The sequence below is a fragment of the Alteromonas gilva genome, from assembly GCF_028595265.1.
Lineage (GTDB): Bacteria > Pseudomonadota > Gammaproteobacteria > Enterobacterales > Alteromonadaceae > Alteromonas > Alteromonas gilva.
Window position 1 is genome coordinate 966,135 of the sequence record NZ_JAQQXP010000001.1, and the last position, 22,435, is coordinate 988,569.

Here is a 22,435-nt window from a genome sequence, read left to right on the forward strand (position 1 = left end):
GGTTTTATGGCGACTGTGATGAGGTGCTAAACAGAGCCTGGCGGTGCTATACTTTGGCAAAAAAGGATTAACAAAACCATGCAGACAATTTTTATCGAAGGCCTCCAAGTTCCCACTTTGATTGGTGTTTACGACTGGGAACGAACGCAGGAAACGGTGTTGATCGTAGACTTGCAGATTAATGCGCATCTTGAAGCGGCGATGAAATCTGACGATGTGGCCGATACCATCAACTACGCAGCAGTAGCAGAAACAGTAAAGCAGGTAGGAAAAGACGCTCAGTTTGAGCTGCTCGAAGCCCTTGGCAACGCCATTATTGAAGCCGTATGTGCGCGTTTTGACCTGTATAAAATAGTACTGAGAATTGAAAAGCCGGGTATCTTACCCGATGCTAATAAGGTTGGTATTACCATAAGCCATGAGGTTGAGACTAACGCGTGAGTCAGCATCAAGTCTTTGTTGGAGTCGGTTCAAACATTGAACGAGAATTCCATACCCGCACAGCATACCAACTATTGCATCAACACTTTAATAACGTTGTGGTATCGCCTGTTTATGAGTGCCCGGCGCTGGGTTTTGAAGGCCCCGGCTTTTATAACTGGGTGGCTAAATTCAGCACATCAATGGATATTGCTGCAATTTACCAGCTATTCAAGCAATTAGAAGCTGAATACGGACGAAAAGACTGGTATAAAAAACACTGTTCACGCACAATGGATCTCGACTTATTGTGTTTTGATCAAGTGATTTGTCAGCATCCTGTGGTATTACCCAGAGCCGAAATTCTCGAACGCGCTTTTGTATTAAAGCCACTGGTGGATATTGCCCCAAACCAAATTCACCCGGAAACCGGCTGCACCTATCAACAGTTGTGGCAAGCATTTGATCAGGCATCCCAGCCCATAAAACCCGTGGTATTTGAATGGAGTTCACCCTCAGCATGACGCTTTTTGAAATCATAATTTTAGCCATTATTCAGGGACTCACTGAGTTTTTACCGATCAGCAGTTCTGCTCACCTGATTTTACCCGCCGAAGTGCTAGGCTGGCGTAATCAGGGGCTTGCGTTTGACGTAGCCGTGCATGTGGGTAGTCTGCTGGCCGTTATGATCTACTTTCGTCGCGACATTTTGCAAATGTCAGGGGCGTTTTTAACCCATGGTTTTTCTCGTCAGCAAACCACCGATAGCAAGTTAGCCTGGTGCGTGGTGATTGGCACTATACCGGCAGTGATCGCGGGCTATATGTTCAAAGATTTTATCGCAATCCATGCGCGCAGTGCGGCAGTGATAGCGGCCACTACTATTATATTTGGCCTGTTACTTTGGTATGCCGATGTAAAGGCAAAGCATACGCAAAAGCTTGAAACCCTTACCTTTAAACAGGCTATTTTTATCGGTTTAGCACAAATGTTGGCGCTGATCCCGGGGACTTCGCGTTCGGGTATCACTATGACGGCCGGTTTAATGTTGGGGCTGAACAGAGAAAGCACGGCACGGTTTTCGTTCTTACTGTCGATACCGGTAATTCTGGGCGCGGGGCTGCTATCGGTAAAAGATTTACTGCAGGCTAACGACGCGGTGGACTGGTCGGCACTTATCTATGGGGCAGGCTTTTCGTTTGTGAGTGCTTACTTATGCATATTCCTGTTTTTAAGCTGGATAGCACGCATAGGTATGTTACCGTTCGTTATTTATCGTTTGCTACTTGGTGCCGTATTGATCGGGTTTATACTCTGGTAGTCGCCAATCATTGAATACAGGAGATGCTGTAAATGGCTGAAACAATTTTCGATAAGATCATCGATAAATCTATCCCTGCTGACATTATCTACGAAGATGATCAGGCGCTGGCTTTTAAAGACATTAATCCCCAGGCGCCCATTCACTTTTTAGTTATTCCTAAAAAGCAGATTGCCACCGTGAATGATATTAACGAAGACAACGAAGCGCTGGTAGGGCATTTGTATACAGTTGCGGCCAAGCTGGCTGCAGAGCTGGGCTTTGCCACCGAAGGTTTTCGCACCGTGATGAACTGCAACGAATTTGGTGGGCAAACGGTTTATCATATCCATCTGCATGTGTTGGCCGGTAAAATGATGGGCTGGCCGCCCTATACCGATAAGCCCAAGCATTTAGAGTGATTTACGGGTCGCTGGCCCGCTTGTCATGCCGGAATCGCCTAAAGCGGGATGGCAACGGGTTAGGGGCATAGAAGCCTTTTAAAACCCGTTGCCAATAACCTGCTAATTACTCTAAGCCTAACTGGGCTTTACCCTGCTCAAAGACAATATCCACCGGAATGCTGGCGGCTTTTAAACGCGCCAGGTCTGCTTCAAGCTGGGGTTTGATTAACCCCTTGTCGGCCACCAGTTTTGCAACGCCGTCATAATCGCCGTTGCCTTGCAGGGTAAGAATCAACTCCGACAACGACGCCACCGCCGCCGACATTTTATCCATGTTAACGCGGTACAAACCATTTTCGTCGCGATCAAACGCATCCACTGCGGCAAAGTAATTAAAGCGGATCATATTGGCTTTGCCATGGGCACTCGACGCGCCAAAACGTACCGAACGGAAGATACCTGCCATGAAGGTCACGTAATAGTCTTCCAGTGTTCCTTCGGTGATCTCGCCCTGCTCCAGTAGATTTTGCACCATGTACAAGCCCAGAATATCGGCTTTGCCTTCTTCCAGTGCTGAGGCATGTTCTTTTAACGCAGCACGAACCGTACCCTTCCCATTAATGGTGTTTTTAATACCGAGCCCATGGGCGACTTCATGAAACATGGTGTTGGCAAAAAACGCGTCAAAGGTAATGTGTTTACGCTGCTCTGGTGCGATGAGCACCTCTGAGATAGGCAGCAATATGTGGTCAAATTTAGCCCGCATCGCATTTTTAAGTTGTAGGCGACGCGTACCTTTGGCCAGTTGCACCCGTTCGTCATTGGGCAGGTTAATGGCGATGGTTTTACTGCCAGCATTGGCGTGCCCTGCATAGTAAATCACGTCATAGGCGTTCAGATCGGCATCGGAGCCCGGCTCTTCCTGCTTATACGCGTCAGCAACTGGCAGACCGCGCTGCAATTCAGGTAAAAACTGCGCGTATTTGGCCAGACGTTCGCTCCATGCCATGTCTTTTAGTAATACATAGGATTCAAACGCGGCGCGATAACCATAAAGCTGATCTTCGTAGGTCTCGATGGGGCCAATCACCAGCTCAATCGGATTGCTCTTCATATCCATCCACGCCATATCAGACGGGTAGTAGTTGTCTGTGACCAACGCATCAGCACGCAGCGTCAGATACTCTGCAAAAGTGGCGTCATCGGCCAGCTCGGCGGCTTGCCGCAATAGCGATGCCGCCTCGGTAAGCTCGTCTTTGTATTTGTCAGCGTAGCCAACGGCGGTAAGCTCGCCTGCCTCGTTGCGCTCTACAACAGAGTACAAACCGTCTTTATTGGCAAACTCGGCGGCGGCAAAATCGGCTTTTGTCATATCCTCCGGATAAAATTCTGCGCCAGGAAATTTGTCGCTATAACCTCTCAGAAATGGCTTATCGCCGTTTAAACGATCCCACGGGCCGTAATTAATCGCGGCAAAGCGGCGCACATCAGCTTGCTCAAACTGGTTCAAAAAAGTGTCTTTATCGCCATAGAACGCCTGTTGCCAAAACAGATCATCCATTATTTTTGAGGCATCGATCAGCAAACTCAGCATGTTGCGCTGATTGTCACTTAAATCCGACAGGTCGGCCGTTAAGGGGACCGGGTGGTAAATCGACAGTCGGCTGTCTTCTACTATCAGTTGCTCTGCGGCTGGCGTTGTGTTGCTTTTGATACTGTTTTGCGGTGAGCAAGCGCCGAGCAGCAATACTCCAATCAATGCAGACAAGGCGCGCTTTCGATTTGAAACTATAGCCATTTGGGATACCTGTTTTGGGGTTAAATCATTGTTATTTTAAGGGGATTACATTTTTTCTTGTTAGCATAACCAAGCCTTAAAGCAGATGCTATACTGATTTTAGCAGTGAAAGTGAAACGTCGTAAGCAGAAAGCTGAAGACAGCTGTCAAATGCTGTTTCCGGCTTTACTGCATGACAAGCGTTTACGTTATGCTATTGTAAGATCACACTCGTAACCCGATTATTCCGACGTACCAATAGCAGGGAGTGTCTGGCTGTTTTTAAGCCGGCTTCGGGGCGAGTATAAATTAGCAATCGACGAAGGTTGGAATATGTCTACACAAAATGCGCTACTCACCATACTTGTTGAAAAAATAAAAAATGACACGTTGGTATTACCTACTTTACCAGCAGTTGCTCTGAAGGTGCGTAAAGCCGCCGATGATCCGGATATAAACCTGCAAGGCATGGGAGAAGTTATTGCTCAGGACCCTTCTTTGAGTGCAAGAATGATCAAGATTTCTAATAGTGCTTACATGGGGCGATCGGTAAAAGTAACCTCTGTTTCGCAAGCGGTTACGCGCATTGGTTTACGGCAAATTAAAAATATCGCCACAGCGCTGGCAATGGAACAACTGTTCGTATCTAAAAATGAGCTGGTCGGTCAGTACATGAAAAACGAATGGGCTAAAACCATCGACGTGGTGGCCAACGCCATGGCAACATTGCAGTTGTACATTGCACGCACCAAAAAGCGCGATATGAGTATTGATACCATGGCGCTGACTGCCCTGGTGCACAGTATTGGTGTGCTACCTATTCTTACCGAGGCGGAGCGTCACGTAGAAGTCTTTGCCAGCCCCGGCTTTTTGGATGATGCGATAGATAAACTCTCACACCGCATTGGTGGCAGCATTATGCGCGACTGGGAATTTGGTGATGAGTTTGTGGTAGTGGCCGAACGTTGGCAAGACTTGTCGTACATTCCTGATAAACTGACCTACATCGACTTTGTAAGAGTAGGCGCGGCACTGGCCGGTCAGGTCGATAACCAAAAAGACGCCATTTTAAATCTCGCTATTCAGCGCGGTGTGGTTGAGGATATCAACGTGTTAATGTCGGATGAGTTTGCCGACATGCGTTCCGCAGCAAAACAGGTATTCGCTTAGGTCAGCCTCCGTTTGGTCATACCTTTGCGCGGGTATGACCAAATAGTACACAACAGTATCTTATTGATTAGGCGTTGAGTTTTTAGCGTTGGCGGCTGGTGTTTGCCAATGAGGATGCAGCCACAGCGTTATTATCCCTATCAGTAACCCCCATACCGGCGCGCTAATGCCTAACAAAGTCAAACCAGACGCACTACAGAGCAGGGTTAACAATGCACTTTGCCGCAAAGGGGGATCCTCAAAGCCGCGCAAAAGACTGCTTTGTAAGGTGGAGAGCAAGGCAATTCCGGCCAGCAAACTGGTGACCACCGCGGGCATCTGCAAAAAAAGTAGCGTAATCGTTACTGCGAATAACCCTGCTAACAAATAGCCACCCCCTGCAACAGCGCCTGCCAGATAACGTTTTGCCGGATCCTCATCGACGTTGTCAGCCATACAGATCGCCGCAGTAATGGCTGCCAGATTGATCATAAATCCACCGAATGGCGCCGACAATAACTGCAGTAACGCTAAGCCTGTTAACACAAAACGGTTGTCGGGCTGGTAGTTATGGCTATGCTGAATACTTATCCCTGGCAGGTTCTGTGACAAGGTGGTAATTAAAAACAGCGGCACGCCAATACTCACTGCGCTGGCGAGTGAAAATGCCGGCATCACCCACTCAAGTGCGGGCAACGAAAATTGCATTGGCATCGATTCCCCCGGCCGAAGATAAACGGCAGCCAGTGCGGCAATTACCAGTAGTACCAGCATCAAATAACGTGCAAACCAGCGGCTGCCGAGTAAATAAATAGCGATGAATATAAGAGCGAGTATCGGATACTCCTGAGCACTGCTAAATACGCCCAGGCAATAGGGTAATAGTATGCCGGCCAGCATCGCTGCGGATAGCGCCGGGGGGATACGCTCAATACCCCGCATGAGTTGTTTGCTGCGAGCGGCGAGCAAACTGAGAAGGCCCGCTACGATAAAGGCGCCGGTGACCTCCGCGAGGGAAAATTCGCCCGCCGTGGAAATTAAGAATACCGCACCCGGCGTCGACCACGCCGTTATAATTGGCATTCTGAATTTAAACGAAAAATACAAGCAGCTAATGCCCATGGCCAGGCCAAGCACAAATAACCAACTGATAAGTTGTGCTTCACTGGCACCGGCCTGCCGGGCCGCTTCAATCACAATGACCACTGAGCTGCTATAGCCAACAATCACGGCAGTCAGGCCTGCCGCCACATGGCTCAGTTTTAATGGATTATCCATGGTCGCTCCAAACGTTTGCTTACGACGGTAAAGTTAAGGTAATGTGCGTTATAGTGTACAAAAGAGTATCATTGTGCGTTATAGCGCACAATGGGCATGATATTTTTAATATTGAACCACAAATGACAGAGCAACTGACACAAACGATCGCCGGGCAAATTAAGTCCCGTCGCAAGCAACGCGGGTGGAGCCTCGACAAGTTGGCAAACGCCAGCGGTGTTTCTAAAGCGATGTTGGGCCAGATTGAACGCCTTGAGTCGAGCCCTACGGTGGCAACGTTATGGAAAATAGCCACAGGGCTGTGCTGTTCGTTTTCGGAGCTGACAACGCTGCCAGGCGCTGCAACAGTCAGTCAGCAAGGGGCTGACGCTGGCCGTGGTGATGCGTTTTTCAAAGTGAAGACCCTGTTTACTTATCAGGCCGATACGCAGATGGAAATGTTCGAACTGACCATCAGTGAAAGGCATTGCCAGTGGTCACAACCCCATGCGCAGGGAGTTTATGAACACATCGTTGTACAATCGGGTCAATTAGGGTTATTTTTTAATGGGCAGTGGCATTTGTTGCAGGAGGGAGACAGTTGCAGGTTTGCCGCTAACCAGCCCCATGCTTATCAGGACGATAGCGGCTATACGCGCTTTACCGACGTGATTTGCTATACCAATGCGAATGCCCATTCCAGCGCCGGGCCGGGTGAGTAACCACGCTTGAGCATACATACTTAAGGACGAGTAATGAGCGAATCTTCAGCCGCTGCTACTACAATGACCCCCATGCGTTATATAAGCTTGGATGCGCTGCGAGGCTTAGCGTTGCTGGGCATTTTAATGATGAACATTATAGCCTTTGCCTACCCTGAGTCGATATACACTAATCCCTTCGCTATGGGAGAGCTCAGTTTCGACAACATCACACAATGGATGCTGAGCGACGTGTTTTTTGCTGAAAAATTTTATACCCTGTTTGCTGGCCTGTTTGGCGCCGGTATTGTGTTGATGGCAGAGCGGCAGACGGATAACCCGGATGCGAAGAAGCGCCATCGTCGGCGCATGTTCTGGCTGCTTTTGATCGGTTTGTTGCATGCCTATGGGGTATGGTGGGGCGATATACTGGTGACCTATGCCATTGCTGGCGTGCTGATTTATCCATGTCGTTTTTGGAGTATTCGGCGTTTGTGTGTCTGGGGCTTTGCCTTGCAAGTTATTTATACGTTGCTCATGTTATTGATTTATGTGGCATGGGGCGTCATGAGTGTTGCAGAGCAACAGGAGCTAGCCAGTGAACTGGCCCCGCCAATGGCGTTACTGCAACAGGAAATTGCCGCTTACACCGGCTCCTGGTGGCAGCAGGCGGTTTTTAGGGTCAGCACAACTTTTGATTTTCACATCAATGTCCTGTGGATAATTCAGTTGCGAATATGTGGCATTATGATGCTGGGTATCGCGTTATTGAAATCCGGTATTTTACAGGGGCAGCGCAGTGTTGTGTTCTATAAAAGCAACGCGTTAACCGGCATTCTCGTCGGCGCCCTGGTCTGCGGGTTTGGCTCCGGGGTGCTGCTGGTTAACGGCTTTATTGTGCCTGAGGCGTTCACGTTATACCGGCAGCCTAATTACTGGGGGGCGTTAATCATGGCCTGGGGCTATATGTGTGCCATTAATTGGCTGGTAAAAACCACCCATACAGCGCGCTGGCGGTGTGTAATGACAAATTATCTGTCGGCCGTTGGGCGCCTGGCGCTAACGAATTATCTGCTGCAAACTATAATATGCACAGCCATTTTTTACGGGTGGGGTCTGGGCTTGTTTGCGCAGCTCGATCGCGTATCGTTGTCGGCTGTGGTGATCATCATCTGGCTGTTTCAGCTGGGGGTGTCTAAGTGGTGGCTGGCGCATTTTACTATGGGGCCGGCAGAGCGTGTCTGGCGTAATTTAACCCTGCGTCAATGGCAGAGCGTTTTACAGCGTGTCAATGCGGGCCAGCCAATTTAACTGATTGGCCCAACGCCGACACCTGCTCAGGCGTCTTTATCGAGGTTAAGTGCCTCGGATAAAAAGTTCACAAACAGGCAAAGCTCAGCAGACATAAGACTAAATTCTGCATCAAGACGCGCAGCCACCTGATCTTTGGGGATATCCTGGGTTTCTTCTTTGATCCGATCGGTAAACTTAATGCGTTTAACCGCACCGTCTTCCTGAATAATCGCCTCCAGCGTTTCATCAAACTCAAACGCCACTTTTTGCACTAACTTGCCGGCATCAAGGTGGAGTTTTATTTCGTCGCTATCCAGCGGCTGATTTTTACAGCGAATAATGCTGCCAACGTCGTCGGTTGACTTAAACTCAGCCTCTTCGAGGAGTTCAATTCTTGCCGGTGGGCGTGCCGTTAACCAATGGGTCAGTTCGCTTTGCAGGCTGTGTTTTACCAGTGGTACTACCGGCAGCGAGCCCAACGCTTTTCGGACCATAGCAAGAAACGCTTCGGCCTTGCCATCGGCACTGGCGTCCACCACGACCAGATTATCAGAAATCGATATAAACCCGTGGGTATAGGTATTTTTTAAGAAAGCCTGGGGTAGCAAGCGGGTGATGATTTCCTGTTTTAAATCAGACTGTGCTTTTTTACCCACCGGCGAGCCGGTTTCCGCTTCAATTTGTGCAACTTTGTCGGCCAGCTCTGAGTTTACCACCGAGGTAGGCAGCAGGCGTTCCTGCTTTTTAAGGGTAATCCAGTAGCGCAACTGTGTTTGGTGAAACAGTAAGGTGTGCTGATCTGCCGAATGCAATGGCGAGACGAACCCCATTGACGCACTTTCCTGGCTGCCGCATGGCCGAAACGAATGTTCGCTGAGGGCAGTTTGCAAGGCGTCGTCGTTTAACGACAAGGGCTGAGTAAGCCGATAGGCTTTGATGTTCTTAAACCACATAGTGTTATATCGAATCAATAGAAAGAAAAGGCCGAAAGGGTAGCAGCGGCATGCATTGAGCGCAACTGCTATAGGACCGGGTCGGCTCAGGTTCGAGCCGGAAAACGTATTTCGTAGCGTAAACCCTTACCCGGCTCACTGAAGGCTTCAATGTTACCGTCCAATGCCTGAGTCACCAGGTTATACATAATGTGGGTGCCTAAGCCGCTGCCGCCCTGGCTGCGCTTGGTGGTAAAAAAGGCTTCAAATAACTGCTTGAGTTGATTGGCCGGAATGCCACAGCCATTGTCTTCGTAAACCATCACAACGTCGTCCTTATCCTGGCTGACGTCGATGGTTATTTTACCTACCGTCTGATGCTCAAAACCATGGATGAGGGAGTTCATAATCATGTTGGTAACGATTTGTGCAATAACCCCCGGCGCTGAGCGGATATAAAGCTCGTCCGGACAATTAATGCTCACATCATGCTGCTTGTGTTTAAATGAGGGTGCTAACGACAACATGATTTCACGTAAATAAGTCTTTAAGTTAAAAACGCGTTCGGCTTCACTGGTTTGGTCAACCGCTACCTGTTTAAAGCTGGTAATTAATTCTGAGGCACGGTTGAGGTTAGTCAGCAGCAGGTTGGTGGTTTGCTCCGCTTCGTCTAAAAAAGACGCCATGGTTTTATTCGTCAGCGAGTTATTATCATAATCCTGGCGAATTTCTCCCAGACGCTCATTGAGAAAGCTTGCGGCGGTTACGCCAACGCCCAGCGGCGTATTAACGTCGTGCGCAATCCCAGCAACCAGACCGCCTAACGACGCCATACGCTCAGACTCGAGCAACTGTTCCTGAGCGAGCTTCAGGTTTTCCATTGATTTGGCGAGTTCGCTATTCTTTTCACGCAGAACGTTTTCAACATACTGGCGGTTTTCGTTTTCCTGGCGCAATTCGCGCTGATTAACAATGAGCTCATCTTTTTGCCGTTCCAAATCCAACATGATTTGACTTAGCGAGGCAGTCTTTTTGGCGACTTCCTGTTCCAGCAAGAGATTTTGATCGTCGAGCTTTTTATTTACGCGCTGAAGTTCGCTTTGGGTTTTGTGTAATTGCTGCTGGGATACAATCAGGTCATCGATGACCTGATTATAGGAGTACTGCAGTAAGCGCAGTTCGTTTTCGTCTTCCAGATGCAAAAACACTTTCGACTCTTCGGGTCTCTCGGGGTTAAAAGCACTCATTTGCTGAGTGATTTCCATCAGCGGATCAGAAAGCATACGCCTAAAAGCGGTCATAAACAGAAACACTAAAAACGCTGTTTTAACGATGGCGTTACCAATTAAGAAGAAGATGCCAATTTCGATACGACCAAAAATAATGTCAAAGTTGGAGTACAGGGTGACATCGCCTACGGTCGAAGAACGATTAGAAAACTCAAAAATGAGTGGAAAGCCATAACTAAAGAGCCCGCCGTTGTGATCTTCCAGCTCGCCGCTGGTGATGGGCGCGCGCGCCTGGGCAATGGTCACCCCCAGATCAGCAATATACTCGCCATTCTCATCGCGTATTTGTACCCCGGTAATGATCGGCAGCTCCATTAACCCTTCGGCAATGGAGCGCGCCTGAGGCAGGTTTACTTCCCATATAGCGCGGGTAAGGCTGGTGGAAAAGGTGTTCTTAAGGGTTTGCAATTCTGACTCGATATGGCTTTTGGTGCTCATATACTCAGTAAAAATTTGCCCAACAGTAACGATAAAGGTCAGGAAGAAGTAAACCGACAATACTCGGGTGAGTAACTTTCTCGACAATCCTGTCTGCACTGATGCCATCTGCAACCTATAAAATTACTGATCAAAAACTGAACTTAACAAAGAATATGTGTTAATTACTGATTAGACAAGTCATTGCGGCATTATCGTGTCATCTATCTGGCACAAAAGATGGTTGGTTTGTCGGTAAAAATGTTCACAAACTTGACATATTTATGTAATCGTTTAATAAAATTGTCACACACCCCAATAATAATAGCGGCGTTTTGTTATGAGCTGGAAAAAATCTATGTCAAGAAGAGTCTTGTTAGTTGAAGACGAAGCGCCTATCCGCGACATGTTATCATTTGTCCTGGAGCAGTCAGGTTTCGAAATTATTGAAGCGGAAGATTACGATATTGCTCAGCAGAAACTGGTGGAGCCTTATCCTGATTTAATTTTGTTAGATTGGATGTTGCCCGGAGGCAGCGGAGTTCAACTGGCTAAAGTATTAAAACAGCACGAATTTACCCGTGATATTCCGGTTATTATGCTTACCGCTCGCGGTGAAGAGGACGATAAAATTCGCGGGCTTGATGCCGGGGCCGATGACTATATCACCAAACCGTTTTCACCCAAGGAACTGGTGGCCAGAATAAAAGCAGTAATGCGCCGGGTTACCCCCACCTCAAATGAGCAACCCATTGAGTTTAATGGCCTGAAACTGGAGCCGGTTTCGCACCGTGTTGCAGCCGATGATGAACCGCTGGATATGGGACCAACAGAGTACAAGTTACTGCACTTTTTTATGACCCATCCTGAGCGTGTTTACAGTCGCGAACAGCTACTTGATAATGTTTGGGGAACCAATGTTTACGTTGAAGACCGTACCGTTGATGTGCACATCCGCCGTTTGCGCAAAGCCATTGGTGGTAAAGGGCACGACGCGATGATACAGACCGTCAGGGGAGCCGGATACCGATTCTCTACCAAGCTGTAAACCGGCAGCCTGATGAGGTATAGTTCGGCCTCATTTTACTTTTTTAGTGTCGCGCAAAAAAAGGATTATTCGGGATGTACTACCCCTTTTCGTGGATCAAGTCAGTTGCGCGACTCTGTCTGTTTTTATTATTTTTTGCCCTGGTTGGCTGGTATGTCGATGACATGCTGCTGGCGGTTGCTCTGGGCGCCACCGGATTGTTGCTGGTCAACTACTGGCAACTGTTTAAGTTAAATCGCTGGCTGTGGCACAGCCGCAAAATGTCGCCCCCCGCGGTCAGTGGTTTATGGGAACATATCTACGAAGGGATTTATTACCTTCAGCGACGTAACCGTAATAAACGTAAAGAACTTGGCGCGTTGGTGAAGCGTTTTCGGGAAGGGTCAGAAGCCTTACCCGATGCCGCCGTTGTGGTGGATGCCAACGCCTGTATTATTTGGTGTAACCGTCTGGCCAGGCTTGAACTGGGGTTGCGCTGGCCGTCTGATGCGGGTCGCAGACTCGACAACCTGATACGTCACCCCGAATTTATTGAGTACTTTCACGCCGGTAAATATCACTTTCCTATTGAAGTGCCCTCGCCACTGAATTCGATGAAATCCTTTGAATACCGGATTATGCCCTATGGCGAAGAGCACCTGTTGCTTATTGCCCGCGATGTCACCCGTTTATCGCAGCTCGAGGAAATGCGCAAAGACTTCGTGGCCAACGTGTCCCATGAACTCAGAACGCCGCTCACTGTTATCACCGGCTATCTGGAAATCCTGCCTGACAGCGACGAACACGCCAATCCGTTTATCAAAAAAGCGTATCACGAAATGGGCGCGCAAACGCAGCGCATGCAAAGCCTGATAGAAGATCTGTTGGTATTGTCGCGTATTGAGGCGAGTTCTGAACGGATTTATGAAAATACCGTGGATATGGCGGCCATGTTAAAGCAAATAAAAATTGAAGCGGATGCATTAAACAAGAAAAAAAGGCATCAAATCCGCTTCCATCTGGCTGAAGGCGCGCGCATTTATGGTATCGAAACAGAATTACGCAGCGCCTGTTCTAACCTGATATTTAATGCCATTAACTACACCCCCGAGGGCGGGCAAATCGACGTGTACTGGTCGTATAATAAAGACGGCGGTAAGTTTTTAGTGAAGGACAATGGTGATGGCATTGAACAGCAGCATTTATCGCGTTTAACCGAGCGTTTTTATCGCGTTGATAAGGCTCGGTCAAGAAAAACCGGCGGCTCCGGATTAGGATTGTCTATTGTCAAACATGTGCTTAATCACCATAATTCGAAGCTACAAATCAACAGCCGGGTAGGCCAGGGCAGTGAATTTTTCTTCGAAGTTGGCGCCGAAATGATTGCGAGTCAGAATTAGCATGGTGAAGCGGTATTTAATAGCGCTGTTGGCGCTGAGCCTGAGTTTGTCGGGATGGGCAGAAACGCCGGAATATCAGCGTAAACCAGGAGTGGCCGGTAATATTACGTCGGTGGGCTCCGATACGTTAGCAAATTTAATGACGCTGTGGTCACAGGAATTCAAAAACATTTACCCGGATGTGAAGTTTCAAATCCAGGCGTCAGGCTCTTCCACCGCGCCACCGGCACTAACAGAAGGCACCGCTACCATCGGGCCAATGAGCCGGGATTTAAAACCCAGTGAACGCCGCGCCTTTACCCAGGCCCATGGCTACCCGCCAACGGTGATTAAAGTGGCGCTGGACGCCATTGCTATATTTGTTGAACGGCAAACGCCGCTCGATGGTCTCACTCTGCAAGAAGTTGATGCCATTTTCTCTGTTACCCGCTACTGCGGCGGCCCTCAAACTATTAGCAACTGGAATCAACTTGGTATCGATACCTATGGTGAGCAGGCTCCAATACGGCTGTTTAGCCGTAACTCGGTGTCGGGCACCTACGGGTTGTTCAAGATTATGGCCCTGTGCGATGGTGATTTTACCAAGTCGGTTAACGAACAACCTGGCTCTGCCTCAGTGGTGCTGTCTGTGGCTTCCAGTAAAGGCGGCATGGGCTATGCAGCCTACGGCTATAAAACCGCTGGTGTCAGAGCGTTACCCCTGGGCACCAGTAAAGCGCAACTGGTGCCGCTTAATATGGATACCGTCAGAGAGCAAACATACCCATTTACGCGGTTCCTGTATTTAGTGGTCAACAAACCCCCGGATAAACCCTTACCCAAACTGGTGAGTGAGTTTTTATTGTTTGTGCTGTCTGAAACAGGACAAAGAATGGTGTCACAGGATGGCTACTTTCCGATCAAAACCGAATTACTGAACCGGCAGCGACAGCAACTGATGGGCACCAATCAATTGCTGCAGGACTCTGTTTACCAGGGCGGCTGATAGGATGGCGTTTCTCACCGCAAAGTGGAAAAAGTGGGTGTTGGACTCATTGATAACCGGGCAGCAACCGGCCAGGATCGCCGGTACAATGGAAGATAACGGCTTTGCACAAACGGTTATTGAATCTGTTTTGGGCAACAACTTACCTAAAAATTACCGCTTTCGGCGGCCTGCCGAGCGTTATCACACCCTAGCGCAACCACGTTTTCTGATGCCTGATTCGGCTGTTACCTATATACCCCTTTGTGATACTCAGGCGTTGCAGTTGTTTGCCATCGATAATTTTCTCAGTGCCGCAGAATGCGACGAACTGGTGGCATTATCGGCAGAAAAACTCACACCGTCTACTGTCGCCGGTGCCCCCTCGGCAGCCGGCATCCGTACGTCCACCACGTGTGAACTGTCAACGTTTAATGCGCCCATAGTCAGCGCGGTGAACGCGCGCATCGTCGAGCTGTTAGGGCTTGGCGCAGGCGAGCGGGAAGTGATTCAGGCCCAGCATTATGCGCCCGGCCAGTATTACCACGCTCACTATGACTTTTTTCCGCCCGGTACATCTCAATATATCGAGCACTGTGCTCAGCGGGGACAAAGAACCTGGACCTGCATGATTTATTTAAACGACGACTTTAGCGGTGGCCGCACGACGTTTACTCATCTGGATATCAGTGTGACGCCTGAGGCCGGCAAGGCCTTGCTATGGAATAATTTACACCCAGACGGCACGCCCAATGTGCAGTCGATGCACGTTGCCGAGCCGGTCGTCGAGGGCAATAAAGTAGTGATCACCAAGTGGTTCAGAGACCGAAACTGACCGTTTTCCGCATTACAGAGGGCGCTCAAACCTCGGGTGCGTACGGCGCAAATGTCAGCAATTAGTTTTTAAATTCAATCAGATACAAAAATCCGGGCGGTGCAATCATTGGCCGAATAAGCATAAAACCTGCAAAATACAAAAAAATTTAAAGCAAATTACAACTTGTAACATAACTGTCACCCTTCTCTATTAGTCTTGCACCGTCTTAAAATCTAAAAATGAATTTTTCTGGGAGATATCGATGGCAGTTCGTAATGTATTTAAGGTAAGTGCAATTACAACAGCGCTTATCCTTGCTGGTTGCGGTGGCGACATAAATATTAATGAAGGTGACGAGGTTGTTGCACCAACAACTCCACCAACCACACCAACAACTCCAACTACGCCGACCACGCCAGACGTTGATACGCCGGCAACTTTAGGCCTTGCCACCGACGTATCAAGCGAATATCCAGCCATTACGGACAAGCCCGTTTACCGCTTAGATACTGATCTTGTTGCTACGCAGGATATGACGCTGACCAGTGATATCCACTGGATTATCAAAGGACGTTTTGCAGTTGGTAATGACAACGCTGATTCTGCCGTACTGACCATCGAAGCCGGTACGACTCTGATCGGTGAAGGCGGTGACGACTTCCTGGTTGTCCGTCGTGGCTCTCAAATCGAAGCCTCTGGCTCGGCGTCAGCGCCTATCGTGATGACCTCTATTGAAGATGTTGAGGGTGACGAAACCTCAATTGGTCAGTGGGGTGGTGTGGTGTTATTAGGTAATGCACCAACCAACCTGTGTAACACCGGTGATGACGGCACAACTTCAGATGATGAATTAGCCAACTGTGGTGTATCAGCTGAAGGTGATGCTGGCCTGTATGGCGGTAACAACCCTGAAGATAACTCTGGTACCCTGGAATATGTAGTGGTTAAACATGCCGGTATGGCACTGGCGTCGGGTGATGAACTTAACGGTATCTCTTTTGCCGGTGTGGGTTCTGAAACCACTGTCAATCACATTCAGGTGCATCAAAATCTTGACGACGGTATCGAATTCTTCGGTGGTACCGTTAGCGTCAGCAACGTGGTACTGACCGACATCGGTGATGATTCACTGGACTGGTCATTCGGCTGGACCGGTAGCGCCACCAATGTTTATATTCAGCAAAGCGCCGCAGGCGGCGACAACGCGATTGAGGCGGATAACAACGAAGATAACCCAGGCTGGTTACCGCTGACCAAGCCAACAATTTCCAACGTCACTATTGTCAGTGCTGACGGCACCAATGGTGTGCGTTTGCGTAACGGTACCGCCGGCGTGTTATCTAATGTACTGGTAACCGGCTCAACCCTGGCGCAGAACTGCCTTCGCGTAAACGGTGCTGAAGCCATCGCCAATGCAGAATCTGGTGAATTAACCATTACCAACTCAATTGTTGCCTGCGAAACGCCTGCGAATAACTTCGGTAGCGATACTATTGGCGGCGATACCACCCAGGCGTGGTTTGAAGGTCAGAGCGGCAACAGCGTACTAGCAACAAGCGAACTCATGCTCGAAGACAATGGCTATATGCCAATGTCAGACTCGCCACTGGTACTTGGTGGCGGTCAGTACATCGGTGCCTTTAACCCTGCAGCGGCCGATTGGACGGCTGGCTGGACAGTTGCTGTGAATGGCGGTTTCCCTGACGATATTAATAACGCCTTCGAACAAGGTCTGGCCACCGACGTGTCAGCAGATTTCCCTGCTATCACCGACAAGCCGGTTTACGCACTGGCGGTAGATACGGTATTTACCAGCGATGTAACCCTGACGAATGATGCGCACTGGTTACTCAAAGGCCGTACCGCAGTGGGTAACGACAATGCCGACAGCGCCGTGCTCTACATTGAGCAGGGTACTACCGTATTTGGTGAAGAAGGTGATGACTTCCTGGTTGTGCGTCGTGGTTCACAGATTAATGCAGCCGGTACCGCCAATGCACCAATTACCTTTACCTCTTCTGATGATCTGGAAGGTGAAGAAACCTCTATCGGTCAGTGGGGCGGCTTAGTATTACTGGGTAACGCGCCAACTAACCTGTGTAACACCGGCGACGATGCGGCTACCTCAGACGACGAACTGGCTAACTGTGGCGTTTCAGCCGAGGGCGATGCTGGTCTGTACGGCGGTAACAACCCAGAGGATAACTCAGGTGTGCTGCGTTACGTGCTGGTCAAACATGCAGGTCGTGCACTGGCTGCGGGCGACGAACTCAATGGTATCTCGTTTGCAGGTATCGGTTCAGGCACTGAAGTTGAGTACATTCAGGTGCACCAAAATCTCGATGATGGTGTGGAGTTCTTTGGTGGTACAGTCAGTGTTCGTAACATCGTGTTGACCGACATTGGTGATGACTCTCTGGATTGGTCATTCGGCTGGACCGGTAATGCACAAAATGTGTATATCCAGCAAAGTGCAGCCGGTGGCGATAACGCCATTGAAGCGGATAACAACGAAGACAACCCGGCCTGGACACCGCTGACGACGCCGACTATTTCTAACGTGACCATTGTTGGTGCTGATGGTACCAACGGTGTGCGTCTGCGTAACGGCACTGCCGGTACGATTCGTAACCTGGTTGTAACGGCTGGCGAAGGCTACTCAAACTGTCTGCGGGTTAACGGTGCAGAATCCATTGCCAACGCAGAAGACGGCAGCCTGTCGGTAGAAAACAGTGTGGTCGCCTGTGAAGCGGACAGCAACTTCGGTTCTGACAGTATTGGTGGTGGTTCTACTGAAGCCTGGTTTACTGGTCAAACTGGTAACAGCGTGCTTTCTGCTGATGCGCTGATGCTCTCTAACGACGGCTTTACGCCTCGCTCTGGTTCACCGCTTCTGGGTAACGGTGTGGATATGTCAGAAGAAAACGACTTCTTCCTGCCTACTTCGTACATTGGCGCCTTTGACGGCGATACCAACTGGATGGAAGGGTGGACAGTTGCCGTGAATGATTCAGTTCCTGCTGATGTTACCAGTGCACTTGCGCAAGGCCTGGTCACCGACGTATCGGCAGATTTCCCTACCATTACCGACAAGCCGGTCTATCGTTTGATGCCAGATACGGTCTTTACCAGCGACGTAGTGCTGACCAACGACGCACACTGGCTTATTAAAGGCCGCACGGCAGTGGGTGAAGACAACAGCCAGAGTGCAACGCTTTACATCCAGCGCGGTACCACGGTATTTGGTGAAGACGGTGACGACTTTCTGGTGGTACGTCGTGGCTCGAAAATCGAAGCGTCAGGTACCGCTACGTTACCAATTACCTTTACCTCTTCAGAAGATCTCGAGGGTGATGAAACCTCAATTGGTCAGTGGGGCGGACTGGTAATTCTGGGTAATGCACCAACCAACCTGTGTAACACCGGTGATGATGGCGCGACGTCTGACGATGAACTGGCCAACTGTGGTGTGAGCGCGGAAGGTGATGCCGGCTTATATGGTGGTAACAACCCTGAAGACGATTCTGGTACGTTGCGTTACGTGACCGTGAAACATGCTGGTATGGCATTGGCCGCCGGTGATGAATTAAACGGTATTTCGTTTGCCGGTGTCGGTAGCGGTACTGAAGTCGATTATATCCAGGTTCATGAAAACCTTGATGACGGTGTTGAGTTCTTTGGCGGCACGGTAAGCGTAAGCCACCTGGTGCTGACGGCCATTGGCGATGATTCACTGGACTGGTCATTTGGCTGGACTGGTAATGCCCAGTATGTGCTCATTAAGCAAGGTACTAACGGTGGCGACAACGCCTTTGAAGCCGACAACAACGAAGACAATCCGGCCTGGACTCCACTGACCACACCAACCGTGTCGAACGTGACGATTATTGGCTCAGCGGGTACCAACGGGGTGCGTCTGCGTAACGGTACTGCCGGTACAATTAAAAACCTGGTAGTGACCGGTGGCGCTGACTACAGCAACTGTCTGCGCGTCAATGGTGATGAATCCATCGCTAACGCAGCTAACGGTAGCCTCACTGTGACCCACTCTACCGTGGCATGTGAATCGGCCAGCGCCTTTGGTAGCGATACCATCGGTGGTGAATCTACCGAAGCGTGGTTTACCGGTCAGGAAGGCAACACTATCGCCGCATCGGCAGCTGAACTGAACTTCACTGCAACGGGATATTTCCCGGCCAGCGATTCAACGCTGTTAGGCTCAGGTTTTGATGCTTCAACGCTGGACGTGTTCTTCGACAGCACTGATTATCAAGGCGCTTTCGATGGTGAAACCGATTGGACGCTGGGTTGGGTAACTGTTGGTCTGCAAGACTAAAACCTTGACAAAGAAAGTTAAAGCTAAGGCGCACTGCGCCTTAGCTTTCTTGTTAAAGGTAAAGCAGACGACAGTTCCATAGGAGTTTAAGAAATGAAAACAAACCATAAGTCAGTGATGCAATTAGGTCGTTTATCATTGACCATCGCCACGATACTGGGCTCATCTTTACTGCCAGGTACTGTGTTAGCACAGCAGAGTGAAGAAGAAGCGATCGAAGAAGTGGTTGCTACCGGCACACGCTTAAAAGGTACCGCGACAGCTGTACTTCAGGAGCGTCAAAACCAGGCGTTCGTTGCCGATATCCTGGGTGCTGAACAAATTTCCCGCACCGGTGACGGTGACGCTGCAGCGGCGCTACGCCGGGTGACTGGTTTGACCCTGGTTGACGGCAAGTTTATCTATGTACGTGGTTTGGGTGAGCGCTATTCCAGCACCCAGTTAAATGGCATGACGGTGCCAAGCCCCGATCCGACGCGTTCGGTGGTACCACTGGATTTATTTCCATCCAGTATTATTGAAAGTCTTAATGTACAAAAATCTTTCTCGCCGAATATGCCTGGGCATTTTGGTGGCGGTAATGTGAATATCCGTACTAAATCGATCCCGACTGATTTTATCTTTAATATCAGCGGCGGCCTCGGCTGGAACACCGAAAACAGCAGCAATGACGGCCTGTTTTATCCGGGTGGCGGTAATGACTGGAGCGGTCGTGATGATGGCACGCGTGCATTGCCGGCAATAATCAAAGCGGGTCTCAATACCGAAGGTTCTGCTGGCTTTGAAGGACGCTCCGGGCGCACGTTAGCCGAAACGCAAACCATCTTAGACTCGTTTAACTGGGATATTGGTCCCACCGAAGAATCAGCCGATCCGAACCTGTCACTGGGTGCCACGCTGGGTAATAATTATGTGTTTGATAACGACAGCGTACTAGGCTTTCTGGCGACGGTTGCCTACAGCAATCAGTGGCTGATCACCGAAGAAAAACTGGGTAATGATATTGGTGGCGGTCAGGAAAACCCGCGTTTTACCAAGTACCGTGACATGATTTCTACCGAGCAACGGGTCAACTGGAGTGGTATGTTCAACGTCGGTTACGAACTCAACAGTAACCACAAGGTTGAACTGGTCAATATGATCCTGCATGACATGCGAGATCGTTTGCGTGACGGCTCGTATTTTGACGACAGTGAGTCGGTACCGGGGGTCGAGGAATTCACCCGCATTGATATTATTTTTGAAGAACGTGAAATGGTGTCTTCGCAGTTAAAGGGTACCCATAACTTTTTAGATTTGTTGGGCGGTGTATACTTTGACTGGTACGCGGGCACCAGCCGGGCCTCGCGGGAGGCTCCCGACATCTTAGAAGCGACCTTCCAGCAGTTCTACGACAGTGAGGGTAATCTGGAGCTGCAGCGCCTGGATGATACTCCGGGAACTAACCTGAACCGTCAGTTTCAGGTGCTCGATGACGAGTCGGATACCTATGGCTTCAACGTGTCGACCGCGGTCTTTGGTGAGGGCTATGACGTTGAGTTTAAAGCGGGCTTTGACTATTACGAAAAAACCCGGGATGCCAATAACATCGATTTGATGATCCGTAATTTCGCCATCAGTGATGACTTAAAAGTCGGTAATCGCCTTGATCAGATCTTTACTGAAGAAAATATCTACAACGACGACTTTTACACCAGCTCTACCGGTCGTAACCTGTTTCAGGATAACACCGGTGAAGGCGATAAATACTCTGCGGCAAGCAAGCTTACGGCTGGTTATTTAATGGTCGATGCCTTTTTCAATAATAAATGGCGCATCAGCGGCGGGGCGCGTTGGGAAGAGTTCCAGCAGGTCTCTATTCCGTTTGTTGAGCATTCGGATAAATTTGCGCTGGACACCGCCGACATTGTCGAAGCTATTTATAATGAAGACGATATCTTACCGTCGCTGGCATTAACCTATATTCAAAGTGAAGAGACTCAGTACCGGTTTAACGTCAGTCAGACCCTGATCCGCCCTGATCTGCGCGATATCAGTACCACCTTCTTTATCGATCCGCTGACTGAGTTTTTAGTGCGCGGCTCGCCCTCATTGGTTGAAACCGAACTGACCAATGTGGACTTCCGTTGGGAATGGTACATGTCGCAAGGCAACAACGTATCGGTCGCGGTATTCTATAAGGATATGGAAAACCCGATTGAGATGGTGCAGTTTGACGGCGGTGAAGGGGTTCCTCAGCTACTCACGGCGAACGCCGAAACCGGTGAGTTGTATGGTGTAGAAGTTGAATTTTTACATGACTTAACTTTTGTTGACGACTCACTGAGTAACTTCTTCCTCTCCGGTAATATGACGTTGTCAGATTCCGAAGTGAAGATTGGCAGTGACGACCAAAACTCACTGTTCTCACAACAAGCGCGTCAGGCCTATGGCGGTACCGTTACAGCAACTATCACAAACGATGAGCGCCGTTTAGTGGGTCACTCTGAGTGGGTTGCTAACGTACAGTTGGGCTGGGACTCTGACAATGGTGAACATTCCGCCTCGCTGGTATACAACGCCTTTGGTGAGCGGGTTATTGCGCCGGGTGTACGTGGTTTTGAAGACGGTATAGAAAACCCCTTCCATTCACTGGATTTTGTGTATACCTATTACCCGGACTTTAATACAACGATTAAACTGCGACTGCAAAATATCCTCAACGACGATAAGGAAATTGAGCAGGAAGGCCTGCTGTTACGCCAGGAAACGGTTGGTACAGGTATTAGTGCCAGCATTAAATATGAGTTTTAAATAACCACACAAAAGCCCGGTTTACCGGGCTTTTTTTTACCTTCCTGAAACCAGGCGTGCCATAGCGGGCAGTTTTGAGTGCGCTGAAGAGGTTGTAAAAAACCAATCAAGTCGGTTTATGACAGTTATGTAATAAAATTGTCATAGAAAGCCCCTATG

At 49.3% G+C, this 22,435-nt stretch carries 17 protein-coding genes; 13 read left to right on the top strand and 4 right to left on the bottom strand.

From position 1 onward, the window contains the following. Positions 1–78: 78 nt before the first annotated feature. The 4 genes from folB to OIK42_RS04310 are packed head-to-tail and all read left to right on the top strand — an operon-like array spanning position 79 to position 2,142. The gene (gene folB, locus OIK42_RS04295; RefSeq protein ID WP_273638608.1) at positions 79–441 is read left to right on the top strand and encodes a dihydroneopterin aldolase; all 363 of its coding nucleotides are present in this window, start codon (positions 79–81) and stop codon (positions 439–441) included. After that, positions 438–944: a 2-amino-4-hydroxy-6-hydroxymethyldihydropteridine diphosphokinase gene (gene folK, locus OIK42_RS04300; RefSeq protein WP_273638610.1), complete on the top strand. Its 507-nt coding sequence runs from the start codon at positions 438–440 to the stop codon at positions 942–944. Before folB ends, folK begins: the two co-directional genes overlap by 4 nt. Beyond that, complete coding sequence (locus tag OIK42_RS04305) at positions 941–1,741, top strand: undecaprenyl-diphosphate phosphatase (protein ID WP_273638612.1); 801 nt, start codon at positions 941–943, stop codon at positions 1,739–1,741. The genes folK and OIK42_RS04305 overlap by 4 nt, the downstream gene beginning before the upstream one ends. Before the next feature lie 32 nt (positions 1,742–1,773). Next, a complete protein-coding gene (locus OIK42_RS04310) occupies positions 1,774–2,142 on the top strand; it encodes a histidine triad nucleotide-binding protein (protein WP_273638615.1) in 369 nt (122 codons plus the stop codon). Positions 2,143–2,248: 106 nt separating this feature from the next. Here the strand turns inward: OIK42_RS04310 and OIK42_RS04315 are convergent, their stop codons facing one another. Continuing rightward, positions 2,249–3,922, bottom strand: coding sequence for a DUF8614 domain-containing protein (locus OIK42_RS04315; RefSeq protein WP_273638617.1), 1,674 nt, complete (start codon positions 3,920–3,922; stop codon positions 2,249–2,251). A gap of 312 nt (positions 3,923–4,234) precedes the next feature. Here OIK42_RS04315 and OIK42_RS04320 point away from each other — a divergent pair, with 312 nt between their 5' ends. Beyond that, positions 4,235–5,071 (top strand): HDOD domain-containing protein, encoded by an 837-nt coding sequence (locus tag OIK42_RS04320; RefSeq protein WP_273638619.1) that lies wholly within the window; start codon positions 4,235–4,237, stop codon positions 5,069–5,071. 60 nt (positions 5,072–5,131) lie between these two features. Here the strand turns inward: OIK42_RS04320 and OIK42_RS04325 are convergent, their stop codons facing one another. Next, positions 5,132–6,328 carry a benzoate/H(+) symporter BenE family transporter gene (locus OIK42_RS04325; protein WP_273638621.1) on the bottom strand — a complete coding sequence of 399 codons (1,197 nt, stop codon included), beginning with the start codon at positions 6,326–6,328 and terminating at the stop codon, positions 5,132–5,134. 122 nt (positions 6,329–6,450) lie between these two features. On the opposite strand from OIK42_RS04325, the gene OIK42_RS04330 reads away from it, so the two are divergent. Both OIK42_RS04330 and OIK42_RS04335 read left to right on the top strand, forming a co-directional pair. Continuing rightward, positions 6,451–7,029 (top strand): helix-turn-helix domain-containing protein, encoded by a 579-nt coding sequence (locus OIK42_RS04330; RefSeq protein ID WP_273638623.1) that lies wholly within the window; start codon positions 6,451–6,453, stop codon positions 7,027–7,029. A 33-nt stretch (positions 7,030–7,062) separates the two neighbouring features. Further along, a complete protein-coding gene (locus OIK42_RS04335; RefSeq protein WP_273638625.1) occupies positions 7,063–8,319 on the top strand; it encodes a DUF418 domain-containing protein in 1,257 nt (418 codons plus the stop codon). Positions 8,320–8,345: 26 nt separating this feature from the next. On the opposite strand, the gene rdgC is transcribed toward OIK42_RS04335, so the two are convergent. Both rdgC and OIK42_RS04345 read right to left on the bottom strand, forming a co-directional pair. Further along, positions 8,346–9,254 (bottom strand): recombination-associated protein RdgC, encoded by a 909-nt coding sequence (gene rdgC / locus OIK42_RS04340; protein ID WP_273638627.1) that lies wholly within the window; start codon positions 9,252–9,254, stop codon positions 8,346–8,348. Positions 9,255–9,340: 86 nt separating this feature from the next. After that, a complete protein-coding gene (locus OIK42_RS04345) occupies positions 9,341–11,068 on the bottom strand; it encodes a sensor histidine kinase (RefSeq protein ID WP_273638628.1) in 1,728 nt (575 codons plus the stop codon). A 229-nt stretch (positions 11,069–11,297) separates the two neighbouring features. On the opposite strand from OIK42_RS04345, the gene phoB reads away from it, so the two are divergent. The 6 genes from phoB (at position 11,298) to OIK42_RS04375 (ending at position 22,276) form a co-directional block, all read left to right on the top strand. After that, the gene (gene phoB / locus OIK42_RS04350) at positions 11,298–11,987 is read left to right on the top strand and encodes a phosphate regulon transcriptional regulator PhoB (RefSeq protein WP_273638631.1); all 690 of its coding nucleotides are present in this window, start codon (positions 11,298–11,300) and stop codon (positions 11,985–11,987) included. Between the two features lie 74 nt (positions 11,988–12,061). After that, positions 12,062–13,366: a phosphate regulon sensor histidine kinase PhoR gene (phoR, locus tag OIK42_RS04355; RefSeq protein WP_273638633.1), complete on the top strand. Its 1,305-nt coding sequence runs from the start codon at positions 12,062–12,064 to the stop codon at positions 13,364–13,366. 1 nt (position 13,367) lies between these two features. After that, positions 13,368–14,351 (top strand): PstS family phosphate ABC transporter substrate-binding protein, encoded by a 984-nt coding sequence (locus tag OIK42_RS04360; protein WP_273638635.1) that lies wholly within the window; start codon positions 13,368–13,370, stop codon positions 14,349–14,351. A 4-nt stretch (positions 14,352–14,355) separates the two neighbouring features. After that, on the top strand, positions 14,356–15,165 hold the full coding sequence (locus OIK42_RS04365; protein ID WP_273638637.1) for a prolyl hydroxylase family protein: 810 nt from the start codon (positions 14,356–14,358) through the stop codon (positions 15,163–15,165). Between the two features lie 244 nt (positions 15,166–15,409). After that, positions 15,410–19,483: a beta-helix domain-containing protein gene (locus OIK42_RS04370; protein WP_273638639.1), complete on the top strand. Its 4,074-nt coding sequence runs from the start codon at positions 15,410–15,412 to the stop codon at positions 19,481–19,483. 93 nt (positions 19,484–19,576) lie between these two features. Continuing rightward, positions 19,577–22,276, top strand: a complete 2,700-nt coding sequence (locus OIK42_RS04375; protein ID WP_273638640.1) for a TonB-dependent receptor domain-containing protein — start codon at positions 19,577–19,579, stop codon at positions 22,274–22,276. Positions 22,277–22,435 lie beyond the last annotated feature (159 nt).